Below are 20,982 nucleotides of genomic sequence, written 5' to 3' on the forward strand. Positions count from 1 at the left end.
AACGAGCTGTGAGCGACAACAAGAAGGTCGTCGTCTTCGACTACGGCTTCGGCAACGTCCGCTCCGCCGAACGGGCCCTCGCCCACGTCGGCGCGGACGTCGAGATCACCCGCGACTTCGAGAAGGCGATGAACGCCGACGGGCTGCTGGTGCCCGGCGTCGGCGCGTTCTCCGCGTGCATGGACGGGCTGAAGAAGGCCCGCGGCGAATGGATCGTCGGCCGCAGGCTCTCCGGCGGCCGCCCCGTCATGGGCATCTGCGTCGGTATGCAGATCCTCTTCGAGCGCGGCATCGAGCACGGTGTGGAGACGGAGGGCCTGGACGAATGGCCCGGCACCGTCGCCCCGCTGAAGGCCCCGGTCGTCCCGCACATGGGCTGGAACACCGTGCGGGCCCCCGAGGACTCCCAGCTCTTCGCCGGTCTCGACCCCGAGGCCCGGTTCTACTTCGTGCACTCCTACGCGGTGCACGACTGGAGCCTGGAAGTCACCAACCCCAAGATCCGCGCCCCCCGGGTCACCTGGGCCACCCACGGCGAGCCGTTCGTCGCCGCCGTGGAGAACGGCGCCCTGTGGGCCACCCAGTTCCACCCCGAGAAGTCCGGCGATGCCGGCGCCCAGCTGCTGACCAACTGGATCGAGACGCTGTAATGCCGAAGCTTGAACTGCTCCCCGCCGTCGACGTCCGCGACGGCCAGGCCGTCCGCCTCGTCCACGGCGAGTCCGGCTCCGAGACCTCCTACGGTTCCCCGCTGGAGGCCGCCCTCGCCTGGCAGCGTGCCGGGGCCGAGTGGCTGCACCTCGTCGACCTGGACGCCGCCTTCGGCACCGGGGACAACCGCGCGCTGATCGCCGAGGTGGCCGGCGCCATGGACATCAAGGTCGAGCTCTCCGGCGGCATCCGCGACGACGCCTCGCTCGCCGCCGCCCTCGCCACCGGCTGCCGCCGGGTCAACCTCGGCACCGCCGCCCTGGAGACGCCGGAGTGGGTCGCCAAGGTCATCGCCGAGCACGGCGACCAGATCGCCGTCGGCCTGGACGTCCGCGGCACGACGCTGCGCGGCCGCGGCTGGACCCGCGACGGCGGCGACCTCTACGAGACGCTCGCCCGCCTCGACTCCGAGGGCTGCGCCCGCTACGTCGTCACCGACATCGCCAAGGACGGCACGCTCCAGGGCCCCAACCTGGAGCTCCTGAAGAACGTCTGCGCCGCCACCGACAAGCCCGTCGTCGCCTCCGGCGGCGTCTCCTCGCTGGACGACCTGCGGGCCATCGCCTCGCTCGTCCCGGACGGCGTCGAGGGCGCGATCGTCGGAAAGGCGCTCTACGCGAAGGCGTTCACCCTCGAAGAAGCACTCCAGGCGGTCTCCGGATGAGCGACTCCGTCAACCGTGTCTCCTCCGGTGCCCCGTGGGAGGAGAAGTTCGGCTACTCCCGCGCGGTGGAGCTGCCGAACGGCCTCGTCCTGGTGGCCGGCTGCACCTCGGTGGAGAACGGACAGATCTCCGCGGGCGGCCCGTACGAGCAGACCGTCACCTCCTTCAAGGTCGCCTTCGACGCGCTGAAGCAACTCGGTCTGGGCCGCGAGGACGTCGTCCGTACCCGGATGTACATCACGCACGCCCGGGACGTGGACGAGGTCGGCCGCGCCCACAAGGAGCTCTTCGACGACGTCCGCCCCGCCGCCTCGATGATCATCGTGTCCGGTTTCGTGGACCCGAGCCTGGTCGTCGAGGTCGAGGTCGAGGCCTACCGGGCAGGAGCGCGATGAGCCTCGCGGTACGCGTCATCCCGTGCCTGGACGTCGACAACGGCCGGGTCGTCAAGGGCGTCAACTTCCAGAACCTGCGCGACGCGGGCGACCCCGTCGAGATGGCGAAGCTGTACGACGCCGAGGGCGCCGACGAGCTGACCTTCCTGGACATCACCGCGTCCAGCGGTGACCGGGAGACCACCTACGACGTGGTGCGCCGCACCGCCGAGCAGGTCTTCATCCCGCTCACGGTCGGCGGCGGCGTCCGTACCGCCGACGACGTCGACAAGCTGCTGCGGGCCGGTGCGGACAAGGTCGGCGTCAACACCGCCGCCATCGCCCGCCCCGACCTCATCCGGGAGATCGCCGAGCGCTTCGGCCGCCAGGTCCTGGTGCTCTCCGTGGACGCCCGGCGCACCCCCGCCGGCACCTTCGAGGTCACCACGCACGGCGGCCGCAAGGGCACCGGCATCGACGCCGTCGAGTGGGCGCACCGGGCCGCCGAGCTGGGCGCGGGCGAGATCCTGCTCAACTCGATGGACGCGGACGGCACCAAGGACGGCTACGACACCGAGATGATCACGGCGGTACGGAAGCACGTGACCGTCCCCGTCATCGCCTCCGGCGGCGCCGGCCGGCTCGCGCACTTCGCACCCGCCATCGCGGCGGGCGCCGACGCGGTGCTCGCCGCGTCCGTCTTCCACTTCGGCGATCTGCGGATCTCCGAGGTCAAGAACGCGCTCAGGGAGGCCGGACACCCCGTCCGCTGACCCGCGGTACCCATCGAGCCCATCGCCGGGCGGAGCCGATTCATCGGCCCCGCCCGGCGATGGGCTTTTCCACGGCCCACGAACCCGCAGCTTTTATTGCGCAATAATGATTGCGCAAGTTTCCTTTCCTATTTACGGTGGGGGGCATGGCAAGCAAGGAATCGCGCCGGGTCTCGGACCTGGAGACCCTGAAAGCGTTCGGACACCCCCTGCGGATGAAGCTCTACCGGGCGCTCCACATCGCCCGTGAGGCCACCGCGTCCCAGCTGGCCGGGCAGGTCGACGAGGCGGTCTCACTGGTCAGCTACCACCTGCGCAAGCTCGCCGACCACGGCCTGATCGAGGAGGCCGAGCAGCAGGGCAAGGACGGCCGCGAACGCTGGTGGCAACCCGCCTCGAACGGACTGAACTTCCACGACGAGGACTTCAGCGACGCCCCCGAGAAGGCCGCCACGCACGCCGCCGTCGGCCGGCTCTCCTTCGACCAGCACATCGAGCTGTACCGCCGCTACCTCGACTCCACCCAGTCCTGGGCCCCCGAGTGGCGCAGCGCCTCCTTCGCCTCCGAGTACCTGCCCCGGCTCACCGCCGAGGAGCTCGCCGCGCTCGCCCGCGAGATGCACGAGCTGATCAACCGCTACCAGGACACCGCCCGCGTCCGCGAGGAAGCCGGCGATTCGGACGGCCGTGAACAAGTCGCGCTGCACGTGTACGGATTCCCGTTCCGGACCTGAACCGGCCCCCCCCCCGAGGAGGACGATCCATGACCGTCACCGCCACACCCGCGCAAGCCGCCGAACGCCCCGCCCACCGCGACGCCAACGTCCTGCGCTGGCTCGGCGCCCACACCGCCTCGATGATCGGCGACAGCGTCTACTACATGGCGCTCGCCTGGGCCGCCGCCCGCACTGGCAGCGCCGCCCAGACCGGGATCGTCCTCGCCGTCGGCTCCATACCCCGGGCCGTGCTGATGCTCGGCGGGGGAGTGCTCGCCGACCGGATCGGACCGCGCCGCGTCGTCATCGGCAGCGACGCCGCCCGCTGCCTGGTCGTCCTCGGCCTGGCCGGCGCTCTGCTGCTCACCTCGCCCGCCCTGTGGATGCTGATCGCCGTCGCGCTGGTCTTCGGCGTGGTCGACGCCCTCTTCCTGCCCGCCGTCGGCGCACTGCCGCCCCGGATCACCACCGCCGGACAGCTGGCCCGCGTCCAGGGCCTGCGCGGGCTCGCCACCCGTATCGCCAATGTCGTCGGAGCGCCGCTCGGCGGTCTCGCGGTGGCCCTCGGCGGACCGACGCTCGCCTTCGCCGCGGCCGGGGTGCTCTTCGCCGTGTCGCTGCCGCTGCTCCTGTCCCTGCGGATCCGCCCGCTGCCCGATCAGGACGGCGCCGAACCGTCCGGCACCGCCCGGCGCGAACTGGCCGACGGGCTGCGCCACATCCGCCGCCACCCGCTGCTCGGGCCTCTGATGATCGTCGTCGCCGTCAGCGAGCTGGGCTTCGTCGGACCGCTCAACCTCGGACTGGTCCTGCTGGTCCGCGAGCGCGGCTGGGGGGCGTCCGGCATGGGCTGGATCATCGCCGCGTTCGGTATCGGCGCCGGTGCGACGGCGCTGCTGCTCGCCGTGCGCGGCCGGATGCCGCGCGCGGGGCTGGTGATGTGCCTGACGGTGCTGACCGGCGCGGTCGCCATCGGCGCCCTGGCGTACATGCCCTCGGTGGCCCTCGCCGCCGCCACGGCGGTCTGCGTCGGGCTCTTCGCGGGCCTCGGCGGCTCCCTGTGCGGCGCCCTGATCCAGACCGTCACCGAACCCGCCTACCTCGGCCGGGTCACCTCGGTCTCGACGCTCTTCACCCACGCCATCGCCCCGCTCAGCTACCCGGTCACGGGAGCGGCCGTCGCGGTCTGGGGGACCGGCCCGGTCTTCGTCACCAGCGCCGCGGTGTGCGCCGCGGGGGCGACGGCGGGCCTGGCCTTCACCCGGCTGCGCCGCGCGGAACTCCCGGGCTGAGGCCCTACATCCCCAGCTCCGCCGTGTGCAGCCGGTCCACCGCCTCCTTGTCGCCCTCCAGGCCCACCGTCGCCGCGTCCTGCCGCCCGAACGCGAAGAGCAGCAGCTCGCCCGGCTCGCCGGTGACCGTCACCACCGGGGTGCCCTTGTGCGCCACCGCCGTCTGGCCGTCCGGGCGGCGCAGCACCAGACCCACCGGGGACCGGCGGCCCAGCAGCCGGGCTGTCTTCTCGGCGCGCGACCACAGCAGATCGGCGAACACCGGGTCCAGCTCGCGCCGCGACCAGTCCGGCTGGGCCCGGCGGACATCCTCCGCGTGGATGTAGAACTCCACGGTGTTGGCGGCCTCGTCCAGCTGCTTCACGGCGTACGGGGAGAACCTCGGCGGTCCCGTACGTATCAGCTGGATCAGCTCCTCGTACGGCTTCGCGGCGAATTCGGCCTGCACCCGTTCGAGCCGGTTCCGCAGCGCGCCCAGCAGAATCCCGCCCGCCGCGTCCGGCCGCCTTTCCCGGACCACCACATGGGCGGCCAGGTCCCGGGTCGTCCAGCCGTGGCACAGGGTCGGGGCCTCCGGTCCCGCCGCCTCCAACAGGTCGGCGAGCAGAAGTCGTTCACGCTTCGCATGGGTCGACATGCTCGCCAGCGTACGACCGTCGCACGCGGTCCGCCCAGTGGACGCCGCACGGAAAGGCTCCCGCGGCCACGGCACAATGGGCGCATGACCAGCGCGCCCACGCCCAGCACTCCGCCGCCGTCCGGCAACCTCGACCCGGCCATCGCGGCCCGCCTCAAGCGCGGTGCCGACGGACTCGTCCCGGCCATCGCCCAGCAGTACGACACCGGCGAGGTGCTGATGCTCGGCTGGATGGACGACGAGGCCCTGCACCGCACCCTCACCACCGGCCGCTGCACCTACTGGTCCCGCAGCCGCCAGGAGTACTGGGTCAAGGGAGACACCTCGGGCCACATCCAGCAGGTCAAGTCCGTCGCCCTCGACTGTGACGCCGACACCGTCCTTGTCAGGGTCGACCAGACGGGTGCCGCCTGCCACACCGGCGACCGCACCTGCTTCGACGCCGACGTCCTCCCGCTCGCGCAGTAAAGGGCCAGCCGCCATGGATCTCGACACCTTCCGCGAACTCGCCGTCGACCGGCGCGTCATCCCCGTCAGCCGCAGGCTCCTCGCGGACGGCGACACCCCGGTGGGGCTCTACCGCAAACTCGCGGGCGAGCGCAGCGGCACCTTCCTCCTGGAGTCCGCGGAGAACGGCCGCACCTGGTCGCGCTACTCCTTCATCGGGGTACGCAGCGCCGCCACCCTCACCGCACGCGACGGACAGGCCCACTGGCTGGGCGTCCCGCCCGTCGGCGTCCCCGTCGACGGCGACCCGCTGGAGGCCCTGCGCGCCACCATCGAGACCCTGCACACCCCGCGCGACCTGGTCGTCGACGACGGGCTGCCCCCGTTCACCGGCGGCATGGTCGGCTACCTCGGCTACGACATCGTGCGCCGCCTGGAGAAGATCGGCGACAGCGGCGAGGACGACCTGCACGTCCCCGAGCTGACGATGCTGCTCACCTCGGACCTGGCCGTGCTCGACCACTGGGACGGCAGCGTCCTGCTGATCGCCAACGCGATCAACCACAACGACCTCTCGACCGGCGTCGACGAGGCGTACGCGGACGCCGTCGCCCGTCTCGACGCCATGGAACGGGACCTCTCCCGCCCCGTCCAGAACACCCCCGCCGCCCTCCCGCCGTCCGAGCTGCCCCCGTACACCGCGCTGTGGGGCGGCACGGCGTACCAGGACGCCGTCGAGGACGTGAAGGAACGCATCAGGGCCGGCGAGGCCTTCCAGGTCGTCCCCTCCCAGCGCTTCGAAACCCCGTGCACGGCAAGCGCGTTGGACGTCTACCGGGTGCTGCGCGCCACCAACCCGTCGCCGTACATGTACCTCTTCCGGTTCGACGGCTTCGACGTCGCGGGCTCCAGCCCGGAGGCCCTCGTCAAGGTCGAGGACGGACACGCCATGGTCCACCCGATCGCCGGGACCCGGCACCGCGGCGCCACCCCGCAGGAGGACCAGGCGCTCGCCGACGAGCTCCTCGCCGACCCGAAGGAACGAGCCGAGCACCTGATGCTGGTCGACCTCGGCCGCAACGACCTGGGGCGGGTCTGCGCACCCGGCACCGTCGAGGTCGTCGACTTCATGTCGATCGAGCGGTACTCGCACGTGATGCACATCGTCTCCACCGTCACCGGCCGCGTCGCCGAGGGCCGCACCGCCTTCGACGTCCTCACCGCCTGCTTCCCCGCGGGCACCCTCTCCGGCGCCCCCAAGCCCCGCGCGATGCAGATCATCGAGGAACTCGAACCGACCCGACGCGGACTGTACGGAGGCTGCGTCGGCTATCTCGACTTCGCCGGGGACTCCGACACCGCCATCGCCATCCGCACCGCCCTGCTCCGCGACGGCACGGCATACGTCCAGGCCGGAGCGGGCGTCGTCGCCGACTCCGACCCGGTCGCCGAGGACACCGAATGCCGCAACAAGGCCGCGGCGGTCCTCCGCGCGGTGCATACGGCCAACCGGCTCCACGGCGCGTGAGGCCGGCCGGCAATCGCGACGCCGCCCCCCGATTGCCGGTCGGTCCGAGGCGGTAGGGGATAGTGGAGTACGTGAGTGCCGTCCCCGTACCCCAGCCCCGTGCCCGAGCCGCCACTGCGCCCGACACCTCGGGAAGCCGCCGCAGCCTGGCCGCCGGTCTGTTCCTCGGGGCGGTCGGCGCCACCGTCGTCCTGCTCGCCTCCGGCCAGACCTGGGCCGAGGGCGAGGCGTCCGTCGGCGGCGGCTCGCTGCCCCTGACCGCCGACGGCCAGGACGTCACCGGTCTCCCGGCGGCCCTCGCCATAGTCGGCCTGGCCGCCCTCGTCGCCGTCTTCGCGGTCCGCGGGGCCTCCCGGCTGCTCGTCGCCGGGCTCCTCGCCCTCAGTGGTCTCGGTGCCGGACTGAGCGCCTGCCTCGGCGCCTCCGGCAGTGCGGCGCTCGACGAGAAGGCCGCCCAGTCCACCGGCGACGCCTCGGCGACCATCGCCGCGCTCTCCCATACCGCGTGGCCCTACGTCACCGCGGCCGGCGGCCTGCTGATCCTGCTCGCCGGGCTGCTCGCCCTGCGGTACGGGAAGCTCTGGCCCACCATGTCGGGACGGTACGAACGGGACGGCACCCCCCGCCCCCGCAAGGCCGCCCGCACCGTCCCGGACCCGGACCGGCCCGAGGACCTCTGGAAGGCCCTGGACCGCGGCGAGGACCCGACGCGCTAGAGACCCCCAGCTCACGTCCTACTCGTACGTACGGGACAATGAGGCTGAGCTCTCAGCACAGCAGCACCAGCTTTGCGTACAGCGATACCCACAGCGCAACACCAACAAGGAGCAACTCATGGCGGGCAGCAGCCACGGACACACCCCGGCCGCCTGGACCGGTGTCATCATCTCCTTCATCGGCTTCTGCGTCGCAGGCGTCTTCATGGTCGCGGCCAACCCCGTCGGCTTCTGGGCCGGAATCGCCGTCGTCCTCCTCGGCGGGGTCGTCGGCCTCGCGATGAAGGCCGCGGGCCTCGGCATGCCGAAGGAGTCCGCGGAGATGGCCCAGGCACGGGCCCGCGCCGCACAGGCCCAGGTCTCCTGACGCCACGCGGCATCCGTACGCATGCGAGGCGCAGTCCGCTCCGGGCTGCGCCTTTCCGCGTCAGCGGGGACAATCACCGGGTGGACGCATCGCCTACCCCCGCCGCCGCAGCGCCGGCCCCGGTCCCCGGGCCCGGCCTGCCGATGACCGGACAGCCGGACATGTCCGGCCATCCGTCCCCGCCGGTCTTCCCCCCGGCCCCCGTACCCGTCTCGCGCTTCCGGCGGCTGGCCACGCCGGTGGGCGTCATGGCCGTCGTCGTCGGTGCGTTCGGCTACGTCGGTGCCGTCGACCCCAATCAGCCCGGCCACTACCCGCTCTGCCCGCTGCTCCGGTTCACCGGGCTCTACTGTCCGGGCTGCGGGGGCCTGCGCAGCGCCCACGCCGTCGCGCACGGCGACATCGCCGCGGCCCTCGGCTCCAACGCGCTCGCCGTCGTCGGCTACGCGGTCTTCGCCGTCCTGTGGGCGGTCTGGATGGTCCGCGCCGCCCGGGGCAGGCCCATGAGCCTCGCGGCGAAACCCGTGGTCTGGTGGGGGACCGGGGCCGTACTGCTGATCTTCTCGGTCGTCCGGAATCTACCGATCGGCTCCGTTCTGGCCCCCTGAATGCCCAGGTAGTGGGACATTCGCCCACCGGATTCGGGCCCTTCGCCCTCCTGCGGATAGCATTGACATGGCTGATCCTGTTCCCTCATCACTGTCCCGGAAGGGGGCCGCTCGCGTGAGTGTGCTCGACGAGATCATCGACGGCGTACGCGCCGACCTCGCAGAGCGGCAGGCGCGTGTCAGCCTCGACGAGCTGAAGGAACGCGCCGCGCGCGCTCCCGGAGCCAAGGACGGAGTCGCCGCCCTGCGTGGCGAGGGCGTGACCGTCATCTGCGAGGTCAAGCGTTCCAGCCCCTCCAAGGGGGCCCTGGCCGCCATCGCCGACCCGGCCGCGCTCGCCGCGGACTACGAGGCGGGCGGCGCGTCCGTCATCTCGGTCCTCACCGAGGAGCGCCGCTTCGGCGGTTCGCTCGCCGACCTGGAGGCCGTCCGCGCCAAGGTCGACATCCCGGTCCTGCGCAAGGACTTCATCGTCACCTCGTACCAGCTCTGGGAGGCCCGCGCCTACGGTGCCGACCTCGCCCTGCTGATCGTCGCCGCCCTCGACCAGGAGGCCCTGGTCTCCCTGATCGAGCGCGCCGAGTCCATCGGCCTGACGCCGCTGGTCGAGGTGCACGACGAGGAGGAGGCGGAGCGTGCCGTGGACGCCGGGGCGAAGATCATCGGTGTCAACGCGCGCAACCTGAAGGACCTCAAGGTCGACCGCTCCACCTTCGAGCGCGTCGCCCCCGAGATCCCGGCCCACATCGTCAGGGTCGCCGAGTCCGGTGTCCGCGGCCCGCACGACCTGATCGCGTACGCCAACGCGGGCGCCGACGCGGTGCTCGTGGGCGAGTCGCTGGTCACCGGCCGAGACCCGCGGGCCGCCGTCGCCGACCTGGTCGCCGCCGGCGCCCACCCGGCGCTCCGGCACGGACGGGGCTGACCCGACCCGTGTCCGCCGAACGCCCCGTGTTCCGTCCCCGGCGGGGCCTGCGCCCCACCGGAGCGACGGCCCGGGTCCCGCACGCCCCGCTGGCACGCGGCTGCCTCCCGCCCGTCGCCCGCCACCACCCTCAACCGAGCCGCTGCGCGCCGCCCTTCTGGCATCGCGGCTGCCGCGCCCCGGCGCGCCGTGTGCACGGCCGGCGGGTGCGGTACGTGATCGGCGACGAGCCCGGCCAGGTCAACGGCATGCGATGGCGCACGGGGTCCGCGCTGTAGCGAGCCCCGGCCGACGTACCCGCACCACTCCCCTCGTACGTACGACCGCACCGCCCGACCGATCGCCGGTCGCGGTGGCGCTCCGCTCACGGCGCATACGGTGAACCCACCCATTGCGATGTCGAGGAGCACGTCGGATGTCATCTGACTTCTTCATTCCGGACCCGGAGGGTCTGATCCCCAGCGCCGAGGGGTACTTCGGTGCGTTCGGCGGCAAGTTCATCCCGGAGGCGCTCGTCGCCGCCGTGGACGAGGTCGCCGTCGAGTACGACAAGGCCAAGGCCGATCCGGCCTTCGCCGCCGAGCTCAACGAGCTCATGGTCAACTACACCGGCCGGCCGAGCGCGCTGACCGAGGTCCCGCGCTTCGCGGAGCACGCGGGCGGCGCCCGGATCTTCCTCAAGCGCGAGGACCTCAACCACACCGGCTCGCACAAGATCAACAACGTGCTGGGCCAGGCGCTGCTCACCAAGCGCATGGGCAAGACCCGGGTCATCGCCGAGACCGGCGCTGGCCAGCACGGCGTCGCCACCGCGACCGCCTGCGCGCTCTTCGGCCTCGAATGCACCATCTACATGGGCGAGATCGACACCGAGCGGCAGGCGCTGAACGTGGCGCGGATGCGGATGCTCGGCGCCGAGGTCATCGCCGTGAAGTCCGGCTCCAGGACCCTCAAGGACGCCATCAACGAGGCGTTCCGCGACTGGGTCGCCAATGTGGACCGCACGCACTACCTCTTCGGCACCGTCGCGGGGCCGCACCCCTTCCCGGCCATGGTCCGTGATTTCCACCGGGTCATCGGGGTCGAGGCCCGCCGCCAGATCCTGGAGCGGACCGGCCGGCTGCCGGACGCCGCCATCGCCTGCGTCGGCGGCGGCTCCAACGCCATCGGGCTCTTCCACGCCTTCATCCCGGACGCCCGCGTCCGGCTGATCGGCTGCGAGCCCGCCGGACACGGCGTGGAGACCGGCGAGCACGCGGCGACCCTGACCGCGGGCGAGCCCGGCATCCTGCACGGCTCGCGCAGTTACGTCCTCCAGGACGACGAGGGCCAGATCACCGAGCCGTACTCCATCTCGGCCGGTCTCGACTACCCGGGCATCGGCCCGGAGCACTCGTACCTCAAGGACATCGGCCGCGGCGAGTACCGCGCGGTCACCGACGACGCCGCCATGCAGTCGCTGCGCCTCCTCTCCCGCACCGAAGGGATCATTCCGGCCATCGAGAGCGCCCATGCGCTGGCCGGGGCCCTGGAGGTCGGCAAGGAGCTCGGCAAGGACGGGCTGATCGTGGTCAATCTGTCCGGCCGCGGCGACAAGGACATGGACACCGCAGCCCGCTACTTCGGGCTGTACGACGGGACCGACGGGGTCGTCGAGGCCGATGTGGCCGACGGGGAAGAGGAGGTCACCAAGTGAGCGGCAATGTGGAGCTGTTGAGTGCCTCCCTCGCGCAGGCGAAGGCGGAGGACCGGGCCGCGCTCGTCGCGTACCTCCCGGCCGGGTTCCCGACCGTCGACGGCGGGATCGAGGCCGTGAAGGCGGTCGTGGCGGGCGGCGCGGACATCGTCGAGGTGGGGCTGCCGCACAGCGACCCGGTGCTCGACGGACCGGTCATCCAGACCGCCGACGACATCGCCCTGCGCGGCGGTGTGCGGATCGCCGACGTGATGCGCACGGTCCGTGAGGCGTACGCGGCGACCGGTGTCCCGATCCTCGTCATGACGTACTGGAACCCGATCGACCGGTACGGCGTCGAGCGCTTCACCGCCGAGCTCGCCGAGGCGGGCGGCGCCGGGTGCATCCTGCCCGACCTGCCGGTCCAGGAGTCCGCGCTGTGGCGCGAGCACGCCGACAAGCACGGTCTCGCGACCGTCTTCGTCGTCGCGCCGAGCAGCAAGGACGAGCGCCTCGCCACCATCACCGCGGCCGGCTCCGGCTTCGTCTACGCGGCCTCGCTGATGGGTGTCACCGGCACCCGCGAGTCGGTCGGCGACCAGGCCCAGGACCTGGTCCGGCGCACCCGCGCGACGACGGCCCTGCCGGTCTGCGTCGGCCTGGGCGTCTCCAACGCCCGGCAGGCCGCCGAGGTGGCGGGCTTCGCCGACGGGGTGATCGTCGGCTCCGCCTTCGTCAAGGCGATGCTGGACGCCCCCGACGAGGCGGCCGGCCTGGCCGCCGTCCGCTCCCTGGCGGGCGAACTCGCCGAAGGTGTTCGAAAGCGCTGAATCGGGTGTAACCCAAACGGGTGGACCTGGACCGGGGAGGCACGCACGTGGCTCCCCGGTTCGTTGCTGCGGGTGTGAGCGAGAAGAACGAACAGGGAAAAAGGGCCGCGCGAGACCGGCTCGTCCAGCAGCGCGAGCGCCAGAAGGCGAGCGAGCGCCGCAGGCGCACGCTGATCGTCACCAGTGCGGTGGTGGGTGTGCTGGCGCTGGCCGCCGTCGTCGGCGTGATCGCCGCGAATTCGGGCGGCAAGAGCGACAAGAGCGATGCGGGCCCCGCCGTAGCACCGTCCGGCGCGATCGGGAAGGACAGCCTGGCCATCGGGGTCGGCGCGGACAATGCCCCGTCCACGCTCACCATCTGGGAGGATTTCCGCTGCCCGGTCTGCGCCCAGTTCGAGAACGCGTTCCGCGACGCGATCCACCAGCTGGAGAACACCGGACAGGTCAGGGTCGAGTACCACCTCGCCACTCTCATCGACGGCAATCTCGGCGGCAGCGGCTCGCTGCGGGCGGCCAATGCGGCGGCCTGCGCCCAGGACGCCGGCAAGTTCCCCGCGTACCACGACGTGCTCTACAGCAACCAGCCGCAGGAGACCGACGACGCCTTCGGCGACAACGCCAAGCTGATCGAGCTCTCGGGGAAGGTCCCGGGACTCGACACACCCGGCTTCCGCAGCTGTGTGGACGACGGCAAGCACGACAGCTGGGTCAAGAAGTCCAACACGGCGTTCCAGAACGGCGGATTCCAGGGCACACCGACCGCGCTGCTCAACGGGGAATCGATCTTCCCGAAGAAGGGGAACGAGCCGATCACCGTGGCGAATCTGAAGAAGTGGGTGGCCGAGGCCAACAAGGGCAAGAAGCCGGGCACGGTCACCCCGGCCCCGTCGGGCTCCTGACCGCTCCCCGGGCGGAGTCCGGCAAGGGGAATCGATGACCTGCCCGTTACCCATACGTTGTCGGGTGGGTTGCCGTACGCCCCACCCGGCAAGGTAGCGTCGACCTTGCCATGGACCTTGCCTTCATTCCCAGCCCGTCGACCGGCGTGATCGATCTCGGCCCGATCCCGCTCCGCGGCTACGCGTTCTGCATCATCATCGGTGTCTTCGTCGCCGTCTGGTTCGGCAACAAGCGCTGGGTCGCCCGGGGAGGCAGATCCGGCACCGTTGCCGACATCGCCGTCTGGGCCGTGCCCTTCGGCCTCGTCGGTGGCCGGCTCTACCACGTCATCACCGACTACCAGCTGTACTTCAGCGACGGTCAGAACTGGGTCGACGCCTTCAAGATCTGGCAGGGCGGCCTCGGCATCTGGGGCGCGATCGCGCTCGGTGCCGTCGGCGCCTGGATCGGCTGCCGCCGCCGCGGGATCCCGCTGCCCGCCTGGGCCGACGCGCTCGCCCCCGGCATCGCCCTGGCCCAGGCCTGCGGCCGCTGGGGCAACTGGTTCAACCAGGAGCTGTACGGCAAGCCGACCGACCTGCCGTGGGCGCTGAAGATCAGCGAGGGCCCCAACCGGGTCGCCGGCACCTACCACCCGACGTTCCTCTACGAGTCGCTGTGGTGCATCGGCGTCGCACTCCTGGTGATCTGGGCGGATCGCCGCTTCAAGCTCGGGCACGGCCGGGCGTTCGCCCTGTACGTCGCCGCGTACTGTGCGGGGCGGGGCTGGATCGAGTACATGCGGGTCGACGAGGCCCATCACATCCTGGGCCTGCGCCTGAACGTGTGGACCGCGCTGATCGTGTTCGTGCTGGCCGTCGTGTACATCGTGATCTCGGCGAAGGTACGGCCGGGGCGCGAGGAGGTCGTGGAGCCGGGGGCCGCTGAGGACGCGGCGGCCGCGGCGGACGCCGCCGATGCCGAGGGCGTCGAGGACACCAAGGACACCAAGGGCGACGCGGACAAGGGTCCGAAGGCCGACGGTGATACCGAGCGCACGGATGCCGCCAGGACACCGGAGAAGAACGGCGCCGCAGAGGCGGCCAAGAACGGCTGAGCCGTGTGAACCCATGCGAAGGGGCCCCGGACCGACTGGTCCGGGGCCCCTTCGCATGGGTCCTCAGTCCCCGGACGGGCTCGATTCACCGGCCAGCGCCAGCGTCCTGCGGGCCGAGGCCACCACCGCCGCGTCGACGAACCGGCCGTCCGGCAGGGCCAGCGCACCCTCGTCCGCCACGGCCGCCGCCACGATCTCCGCCGCCGCCTCGACCTCCTGCGGCGTCGGTCGGAACGCCCGCTCGATGACCGGGAGCTGGCGGGGATGGATCGCCGCCCGGCCCAGGAAGCCCAGCGCACGGCCGTGCGCGCAGGACGCCCACAGGCCGTCCAGGTCCCGGACGTCCGGGAACACCGACTGGGTGGGCGGGGCGAGTCCGGCCGCGCGGGCGGCGACCACCACCCGGCTGCGCGACCAGTCGAGCCCGGCGTCGTCCCGTACCCCCAGATCGGCCCGGAGGTCCGCCTCGCCGAGGGCGATGGAGCGCACCTGGGGATGGGCGGCGGCGACCGAGTACGCGTGCTCGATGCCGAGAGCCGACTCCAGCAGCGGACAGAGCGCGACCCCCGGCGCCACGGCCGCGATGTGATGGACGGACGCCGCATGCGTGATCTTGGGCAGCCGCAGCTCGGTGAGTCCCGGCAGCCGGGCCAGGGTGAGGATGTCCGCCTCGGTGTGGACCCGGACATGGATCGGCACGGCGGCGTCCCCGGGTGCCTCGGACAGCAGCTCGGCGGTGGCCGAGCGCGCGTACTCCTTGCGGTCCGGCGCCACGGCGTCCTCCAGATCCACGATCACCACGTCCGCGCCCGAATCCCGCGCCTTGCGCACCACATCCGGCCGGTCCCCGGGTACGTAGAGCCAGGTGAGCGGGACCGTCGTCGTCACAGGACCCGCTCCGCCCGCAGCGCGGCGATCTCCGGGGCCGACAGCCCCAGTCCGGTGAGGATCTCCTCGGTGTCCGCGCCGTGCGGCCGGCCCGCCCAGCGGATCGAGCCCGGCGTCGCCGAGAGCCGGAACAGCACGTTCTGCATCCTCAGCGGACCCAGCTCCGGATCGTCGACCTCGGTGACCGAGTCCAGCGCCCGGTACTGCGGGTCCTCCATCACGTCCTGGATGTCGTGGATGGGCGCGATGGCCGCCTCCGCCTTCTCGAAGGCCGAGACCGCTTCTTCCCGGGTGTGCCGGGCGATCCAGTTGCCGACCGCCTCGTCGAGCTCGTCGGCGTGCTCGGCGCGGGTGGTGCCGGAGGCGAACCAGGGTTCCTCGACCAGCTCGGCCCGGCCGACCAGGTGCATCACCCGCTCGGCGATCGACTGCGCGGAGGTGGAGACCGCGACCCAGTGCCCGTCCGAGGTGCGGTACGTGTTGCGCGGGGCGTTGTTCCGGGAGCGGTTGCCGGTGCGCGGCTGTACGTAGCCGAGCTGGTCGTACCAGATGGGCTGCGGGCCGAGCACGGTCAGGATCGGCTCGATGATCGCCATGTCGACGACCTGTCCTTCCCCGGTGCGCTCGCGCCCGGCGAGCGCGGCCATCACGGCGTACGCGGTGGCCAGCGCCGCGATCGAGTCGGCGAGCCCGAACGGCGGCAGCGTGGGCGGCCCGTCCGGCTCCCCGGTGATCGCGGCGAACCCGCTCATCGCCTCGGCCAGGGTGCCGAAGCCGGGGCGGTGGGCGTACGGGCCGAACTGCCCGAAACCGGTGACCCGGACCAGGACCAGCCGCGGGTTGACCGCGTGCAGCTCCGCCCAGCCGAGACCCCAGCGCTCCAGCGTCCCGGGCCGGAAGTTCTCGATGATCACATCGGTTTCGGCGGCCAGTCGGAGCAGGACGTCACGGCCGCCGGGACTGGACAGATCGAGGGTCAGATTGCGCTTGTTGCGGCCGAGCAGCTTCCACCACAGGCCGACGCCGTCCTTCGTGGGGCCGTGCCCGCGCGAGGGGTCGGGCCTGCGCGGATGTTCGACCTTGATCACCTCGGCGCCGAAGTCGCCGAGCATGGTGGCGGAGAGCGGACCGGCGAAGAGCGTGGCGAGGTCGACGACCCGCAGCCCGGTCAGGGGGGCCTGCGCGGGCGCGTTCACGCGGCGTCGATCTCGGTGCGGTACGGCATGGAGGTCGAGGCGCCCGGCCGCTGCACGCAGAGCGCGGCGGCCGACGACGCCCAGGCCAGCGACTCCGGTACGGACCGTCGCTCGCCGAGCGCGACGGCGAGCGTGCCGACGAAGGTGTCGCCCGCCCCCGTGGTGTCGACGGCGGTGACCTCGGGGGCGGGGAAGAGGACGGGCTCGCCGCCCCGGGCCGCGTACAGACAGCCCTTCGCGCCGAGCGTGATGACGACCGCAGGGACCTGACCGAGCAGGTGCTGCGCCGCCGCATGGGGGTCGGTGAAGCCGGAGAGTGCCGCCGCCTCGTGCTCGTTGGGGATCAACAGATCGACGCAGTCGAGGAGTTCGGACGGCAGGGGCTGTACGGGGGACGGGGCGAGGATGGTCCGTACGCCCTGGGCGTGGGCCACCCGCGCGCCCTCGATCACCGCGGACAGCGGCAGCTCCAGCTGGAGGAGCAGCAGATCGGCGCCCGCGATGGCGGCCATCTCGCCGGGGCCGAGGGTGGTGATGGTGCCATTGGCGCCGGGGACCACCACGATGGAGTTGGCACCCGTGTCGTCGACGACGATGTGCGCGGTACCGCTGGGGCCCTCGGCGGTGTGCAGCAGATCGGTGTCGACGCCCGCGTGCTCCAGGTTCGACCGCAGCCGGGTGCCGTACTCGTCGTCGCCCACCGCGCCGATCATCAGCACGTCGCCGCCCGCGCGGGCCGCGGCGACGGCCTGGTTGGCGCCCTTGCCGCCCGGGACGGTGCGGAACTCCCGTCCGGTGACGGTCTCTCCGCGCTCAGGAGTCCGTGCGACGTAGGCGACGAGGTCCATGTTGGTGCTGCCGAGCACCGCGATGCCGGTCATGGGCACAGTGCCTCCTTCTGGATGAGCCGGTGGGTCTGTTCGGCGAGTGCGTCGAAGCCGATGGAGTCGAAACCGGGTACGGACGAGGCGAGGCGGTTCTTCAGCGGGATGGTCCAGTGGTCGGGCAGCCGCTCCGGGGCCCCGGCCAGCAGCCCGGCGAGCGAACCGGCGGTCGCGCCGTTGGAGTCGGTGTCCCAGCCGCCCGACACCGCGCGGCAGACGGAGCGCGAGAAGTCGCCGTCGGCATGGGTGAGGGCGGCGGCGAGCAGCGCGGCGTTGGGCAGTACGTGGACCCAGTGGTACCCGCCGTACTCGGCGTGCAGCCGGTCCGCCACCGCGTCGAAATCGGCGCCGCCGCGGGCTGCCGCGACACCGAAGAGCACGGCCTGCGCGAACCGTGAACGCGGCGGTACGACCCGCAGCCCGGCGGCCAGGCACTCGTGCACGTCGCTCTCGCCCCCGGCCGCCTCGGCGAGTGCCGCGGCGGTGAACATCGCCCCGTACACCCCGTTGGCGGTGTGGCTGAGCACGGCGTCCCGGTGCGCCTGCTCCGCCGCGGCCGACGGGTCGCCCGGGTGGGTCCAGCCATGCACATCGGCCCGGATCTGCGCGCCGATCCACTCCCGGAACGGATTGCGGTACCGGGCGGTGTGCGGGGGCTCGATGCCGTCCAGCAGATTGCGGTACGCGACCCGCTCGGCGGTGAACGTCCGGCCGGCCGGGAGCGCGTCGAGCCACAGCCTCGCGAGATCGCCGGTGGTGAAGGACGGACCGCACCGCTGGAGCAACAGCACAGTGAGCAGGGGGTAGTTGAGGTCGTCGTCCTCGGGCATGCCGTCGATGTTCTCGGCCAGCGAGTTGGGCGCGGAGCGGCGGTTCCAGGGGTAGGTGGCGGCCAGTGGGGCGGGCAGTCCCTCGGCGGTGAACCAGGTGGTGAGCGGCCAGTTGCCGGTGGCGCGGGCCAGGGCGCGGATGCCGTCCAGCGGCAGCTTCTCGACGGGCTTGCCGAGCAGACAGCCGGCCGCCCGGCCCAGCCAGGCGGCGTGCAGCCGGTCCCGGCTCACCGGCGTCGGGGCGGGGCGGGGCGCCGGCCATTCCGGGCACGCGGCCCGGATCGCGGCCAGCTCCGTCGGTTCGTCGATCTCCAACGGCGAGTCCAGCAGGGCGAGTTCATCGAGCAGCCGCTCGGCGAGCGCGCGCAGCTCCGGTGCCGGAGGGGTGGAGGCGCCCGCGCGTTCCGGGGCGGGGGCGCCTCCCGCCTCGTACCACCGGCGCGCGACGGCCTGTGCGTCCCGCCCGTCCTCGGCCGCCTGGCGCAGCTCGTGCCCGACGAGGTCCTCCGGCTGCACCCATGTCACCCGTACGGTCATGGCGTACCCGCCAGCGCGGCGAAAGCCGACTCGTGTGCGCGGCGCCGGGCCGTGTCCCGTACGAACACCTCGCGGGCGACGTCCGCCAGGGTCCGCGCGGGTGCGTGCAGATCGAGGCGGCTGGCCTCGGCGACCGTTTTCACCCAGGTGGCGGGGATCGTCCGCTCGCCGTGGAGCGCCCCCGCGACGGCGCCGCTCATCGTGGCGATGGAGTCGCAGTCCCGGCCGTAGTTGACCGAGCCGAGGACCGTGTGCCGGTAGTCGCCGTCCGCGACGAGCAGCATGCCGAGCGCGATCGGGAGCTCCTCGATGGCGTGGAGCCGGGACGGTCTGCGGGCGCCGAGGGACGGGGCGCGGTAGTCGGGTCCGACCGTGTCGAAGGGGGCGACGGCGGTGCGCAGCGGGGTCAGCGCCGACTCGAAGTCGCTGTGCCGGGCGGCCACTTCGCACACCGCTTCGATCGCCGACCGGGTGCCGTCCTTGGCGAGCGACAGGCAGGTGTCGACGACGTGGTCGGGTGTCGCGCCCGGGGCGCAGGCGGCGGCGACGGCCGCCGCGAAGACCCCGGCTGCCTCCCTTCCGTAACTCGACTGGTGGGCACCGGCGACATCCAGCGCCTCGGCGTACGCGGCCTCCGGGTGGGCGGCGTTGACCAGGCCGACCGGGGCCATGTACATCGCCGCACCGCAGTTGACGATGTTTCCGTTGCCCGCCTCACGCGGATCGACATGGCCGTAGTGCAGCCGGGCGACGATCCACTTCTCGGCGAGGAAGATCCGCTGGAGCGGCAGCGCCTCGGCCTCCAGCTCCGGGATCCAGCGGGGGCCCGAGATCAGCTCGGGCACCAGGTGCCCGGCGACCGCGTAGGCGTCGAGATGGTCGCGCACGGCGCCGTACACCCGCACCAGCGCATGGGTCATCAAGGTGTCGTCGGTGACGTGCCCGTCGCCCTTGTGGTACGGGGCGATGGGGCGCGCGGTACGCCAGTTCTCGCCGTCCCACGGGCCCACGATGCCGTCGATCCGCCCGCCGTGGCGGGCCACGATCTGCTCGGGGGACCGGCCCTCCACCGGACCGCCGAGCGCGTCGCCGACGGCGGCGCCGACGAGTGCGCCCGTGATCCGTTCATCGAGTGTGAGTGTCCTGGGTCCGGCCTCGTACCGCGTGGGCATCGTGGATGTCATGTCCGAATTGTCCACCCAGGGGCTTCGGTTCCGTGTCTGCCAGCAGCCCGGCGAGTTCGATGAGATCGGTCCCCGCGAGACGGGGCAGCGCACAGCCCGCGAGGGTGCGGCAGGCCTCGCGCCAGCCGTCCGGGACGGCTCCGATACCGCCGAGCGCACCGGTCAGCGCGCCTGCCAGGGCGGGTGCCGAGTCGGCCACCCGCGACAGGCAGGCCGCCGCGGGAACGGCCTGGGCGATCTGACCGCGGGCCGCAGTGGCCAGGGCGAGGGCGACCGGGACGGTCTCGGCGGCGGCGATCCCGTAGCTGTAGACGTGGTCGACGATCTGATGCTCCAGCACCGGTACGAGGGCGAAGGCGCCCGCCGCCTCCCCGACGAAGTCACGGGCGATCCGGACGGCGTGGGCGGCGTTGCGGGCGATCTCCGTGCCGTTGGGCAGCTGGGCGAGCGCGGCGTTTACCGCGGTGTCCACGTCCCCACCGCCCAGCGCCACGGCGATTGCCGCCGCCATCGCTCGGGCCCCGTGCACCCCGTCGCCGTCCTGGGTGTAGCGCGCGTCGAACTCGGCGAGGTCGGCGGCGGCGGCGGGGTCCGCGGGGTGGGCGACGGCGAGCACGGCGGCCCGTACGCAGGCCGCGTCGTCGAAGTAGTGCGGGTTGTCGTGGCCGGTGGCGGGCGGTCGCAGCCCGGCGGCGAGATTGCCGAGCCCGGCCCGTACCGAGATCCGGGCACGCAGCGGGAGCACCGCGGATTCGACCTCGGGGGCACGGGCGGCAGCCGCGGCGACCTCGGCCGCCAGGGCGTTCCAGGCGACATCGACGGCGGCCCGCATCCGGCGTCCGGGGGAGAGTCCGTGCAGCGGACCGGCTGCCGATGCGAGCAGGGTCCCGGCGGCGAAGGCCGCCCATTCGGCGTCGTCGGAGGGCCCGAGCCGCAGTGGTTCGGGCGGCTGGTTGAGCGCGATGGGGACGGGCAGCGTGGTCGTGGCGTTCTGCTCGGCGAAGGTGTCGAGCTCGCGGGTGAGCCGCCGGGTCCACTCGGGCATCCGGGCCGCCCGGTGCCGTGCGGCGGGCCATCCTGCGGCGTCCCCGGAGGCGAGCCCGAGCAGCAGCCCCTCGATCCGGGCCCGGAGCCCGGCGGCGGGACGGGTACGGGTACGAGCGGCCGGGGAGGCGGGGGTGCGGGGGGCGTCGTGCGGGGGTGT

General features: G+C 72.6%; 24 protein-coding genes. 17 read left to right on the plus strand and 7 right to left on the minus strand.

What is annotated here, in order from left to right; genetic code table 11:
- Positions 1-8: 8 nt before the first annotated feature.
- The 6 genes from hisH (at position 9) to OG611_RS16880 (ending at position 4,530) form a co-directional block, all read left to right on the plus strand.
- Positions 9-650: an imidazole glycerol phosphate synthase subunit HisH gene (gene hisH, locus OG611_RS16855; RefSeq protein WP_266420552.1), complete on the plus strand. Its 642-nt coding sequence runs from the start codon at positions 9-11 to the stop codon at positions 648-650.
- Positions 650-1,375 (plus strand): bifunctional 1-(5-phosphoribosyl)-5-((5-phosphoribosylamino)methylideneamino)imidazole-4-carboxamide isomerase/phosphoribosylanthranilate isomerase PriA, encoded by a 726-nt coding sequence (gene priA, locus OG611_RS16860; protein ID WP_093543489.1) that lies wholly within the window; start codon positions 650-652, stop codon positions 1,373-1,375. Before hisH ends, priA begins: the two co-directional genes overlap by 1 nt.
- Positions 1,372-1,770 carry a RidA family protein gene (locus OG611_RS16865; protein WP_266420556.1) on the plus strand — a complete coding sequence of 133 codons (399 nt, stop codon included), beginning with the start codon at positions 1,372-1,374 and terminating at the stop codon, positions 1,768-1,770. Before priA ends, OG611_RS16865 begins: the two co-directional genes overlap by 4 nt.
- Positions 1,767-2,522, plus strand: a complete 756-nt coding sequence (hisF, locus tag OG611_RS16870; RefSeq protein ID WP_266420558.1) for an imidazole glycerol phosphate synthase subunit HisF — start codon at positions 1,767-1,769, stop codon at positions 2,520-2,522. Before OG611_RS16865 ends, hisF begins: the two co-directional genes overlap by 4 nt.
- Positions 2,523-2,668: 146 nt before the next feature.
- Complete coding sequence (locus OG611_RS16875; protein ID WP_266420560.1) at positions 2,669-3,256, plus strand: transcriptional regulator; 588 nt, start codon at positions 2,669-2,671, stop codon at positions 3,254-3,256.
- Between the two features lie 29 nt (positions 3,257-3,285).
- Positions 3,286-4,530, plus strand: coding sequence for an MFS transporter (locus OG611_RS16880; RefSeq protein ID WP_266420562.1), 1,245 nt, complete (start codon positions 3,286-3,288; stop codon positions 4,528-4,530).
- A 4-nt stretch (positions 4,531-4,534) separates the two neighbouring features.
- Here the strand turns inward: OG611_RS16880 and OG611_RS16885 are convergent, their stop codons facing one another.
- A complete protein-coding gene (locus tag OG611_RS16885) occupies positions 4,535-5,167 on the minus strand; it encodes a TIGR03085 family metal-binding protein (RefSeq protein WP_266420565.1) in 633 nt (210 codons plus the stop codon).
- An 84-nt stretch (positions 5,168-5,251) separates the two neighbouring features.
- On the opposite strand from OG611_RS16885, the gene hisI reads away from it, so the two are divergent.
- The 11 genes from hisI to lgt all read left to right on the plus strand — a co-directional run bounded on the left by hisI (position 5,252) and on the right by lgt (position 14,259).
- Positions 5,252-5,635 (plus strand): phosphoribosyl-AMP cyclohydrolase, encoded by a 384-nt coding sequence (gene hisI / locus OG611_RS16890; RefSeq protein ID WP_093543499.1) that lies wholly within the window; start codon positions 5,252-5,254, stop codon positions 5,633-5,635.
- Complete coding sequence (locus tag OG611_RS16895; protein WP_266420568.1) at positions 5,571-7,142, plus strand: anthranilate synthase component I; 1,572 nt, start codon at positions 5,571-5,573, stop codon at positions 7,140-7,142. Before hisI ends, OG611_RS16895 begins: the two co-directional genes overlap by 65 nt.
- A 62-nt stretch (positions 7,143-7,204) precedes the next feature.
- Entirely contained in the window at positions 7,205-7,858 is a 654-nt protein-coding gene (locus tag OG611_RS16900) for a TIGR02234 family membrane protein (RefSeq protein ID WP_266420571.1), read from the plus strand.
- Between the two features lie 118 nt (positions 7,859-7,976).
- On the plus strand, positions 7,977-8,225 hold the full coding sequence (locus OG611_RS16905) for an HGxxPAAW family protein (RefSeq protein ID WP_266420573.1): 249 nt from the start codon (positions 7,977-7,979) through the stop codon (positions 8,223-8,225).
- A 161-nt stretch (positions 8,226-8,386) separates the two neighbouring features.
- Complete coding sequence (locus tag OG611_RS16910) at positions 8,387-8,833, plus strand: DUF2752 domain-containing protein (protein WP_266425948.1); 447 nt, start codon at positions 8,387-8,389, stop codon at positions 8,831-8,833.
- A gap of 115 nt (positions 8,834-8,948) precedes the next feature.
- Positions 8,949-9,758: an indole-3-glycerol phosphate synthase TrpC gene (gene trpC / locus OG611_RS16915; RefSeq protein ID WP_266420575.1), complete on the plus strand. Its 810-nt coding sequence runs from the start codon at positions 8,949-8,951 to the stop codon at positions 9,756-9,758.
- 8 nt (positions 9,759-9,766) lie between these two features.
- A complete protein-coding gene (gene trpM, locus OG611_RS40650; RefSeq protein ID WP_323180204.1) occupies positions 9,767-10,036 on the plus strand; it encodes a tryptophan biosynthesis modulator TrpM in 270 nt (89 codons plus the stop codon).
- A 137-nt stretch (positions 10,037-10,173) separates the two neighbouring features.
- Entirely contained in the window at positions 10,174-11,454 is a 1,281-nt protein-coding gene (gene trpB / locus OG611_RS16920) for a tryptophan synthase subunit beta (protein WP_266420578.1), read from the plus strand.
- A complete protein-coding gene (trpA, locus tag OG611_RS16925; RefSeq protein ID WP_266420581.1) occupies positions 11,451-12,263 on the plus strand; it encodes a tryptophan synthase subunit alpha in 813 nt (270 codons plus the stop codon). Before trpB ends, trpA begins: the two co-directional genes overlap by 4 nt.
- A 74-nt stretch (positions 12,264-12,337) precedes the next feature.
- Entirely contained in the window at positions 12,338-13,162 is an 825-nt protein-coding gene (locus OG611_RS16930) for a thioredoxin domain-containing protein (protein ID WP_266420583.1), read from the plus strand.
- Positions 13,163-13,272: 110 nt separating this feature from the next.
- Entirely contained in the window at positions 13,273-14,259 is a 987-nt protein-coding gene (gene lgt / locus OG611_RS16935) for a prolipoprotein diacylglyceryl transferase (protein ID WP_266420585.1), read from the plus strand.
- A 63-nt stretch (positions 14,260-14,322) separates the two neighbouring features.
- On the opposite strand, the gene OG611_RS16940 is transcribed toward lgt, so the two are convergent.
- Genes OG611_RS16940 through OG611_RS16965 form a run of 6 tightly spaced genes read right to left on the minus strand, consistent with a single transcriptional unit; the run spans position 14,323 to position 20,898 of the window.
- Positions 14,323-15,147, minus strand: a complete 825-nt coding sequence (locus OG611_RS16940; protein ID WP_266420588.1) for a CoA ester lyase — start codon at positions 15,145-15,147, stop codon at positions 14,323-14,325.
- A complete protein-coding gene (locus OG611_RS16945; RefSeq protein ID WP_266420591.1) occupies positions 15,144-16,343 on the minus strand; it encodes a CaiB/BaiF CoA-transferase family protein in 1,200 nt (399 codons plus the stop codon). Before OG611_RS16945 ends, OG611_RS16940 begins: the two co-directional genes overlap by 4 nt.
- Entirely contained in the window at positions 16,340-17,224 is an 885-nt protein-coding gene (gene rbsK / locus OG611_RS16950) for a ribokinase (RefSeq protein ID WP_266420594.1), read from the minus strand. The genes OG611_RS16945 and rbsK overlap by 4 nt, the downstream gene beginning before the upstream one ends.
- Entirely contained in the window at positions 17,221-18,594 is a 1,374-nt protein-coding gene (locus tag OG611_RS16955) for an ADP-ribosylglycohydrolase family protein (protein WP_266420596.1), read from the minus strand. The genes rbsK and OG611_RS16955 overlap by 4 nt, the downstream gene beginning before the upstream one ends.
- Positions 18,591-19,778 (minus strand): ADP-ribosylglycohydrolase family protein, encoded by a 1,188-nt coding sequence (locus tag OG611_RS16960; protein WP_266420599.1) that lies wholly within the window; start codon positions 19,776-19,778, stop codon positions 18,591-18,593. The genes OG611_RS16955 and OG611_RS16960 overlap by 4 nt, the downstream gene beginning before the upstream one ends.
- The gene (locus OG611_RS16965; RefSeq protein WP_323180261.1) at positions 19,720-20,898 is read right to left on the minus strand and encodes an ADP-ribosylglycohydrolase family protein; all 1,179 of its coding nucleotides are present in this window, start codon (positions 20,896-20,898) and stop codon (positions 19,720-19,722) included. The genes OG611_RS16960 and OG611_RS16965 overlap by 59 nt, the downstream gene beginning before the upstream one ends.
- Positions 20,899-20,982: the final 84 nt, after the last annotated feature.

The sequence above is a fragment of the Streptomyces sp. NBC_01363 genome, assembly GCF_026340595.1.
Taxonomy (GTDB): domain Bacteria; phylum Actinomycetota; class Actinomycetes; order Streptomycetales; family Streptomycetaceae; genus Streptomyces.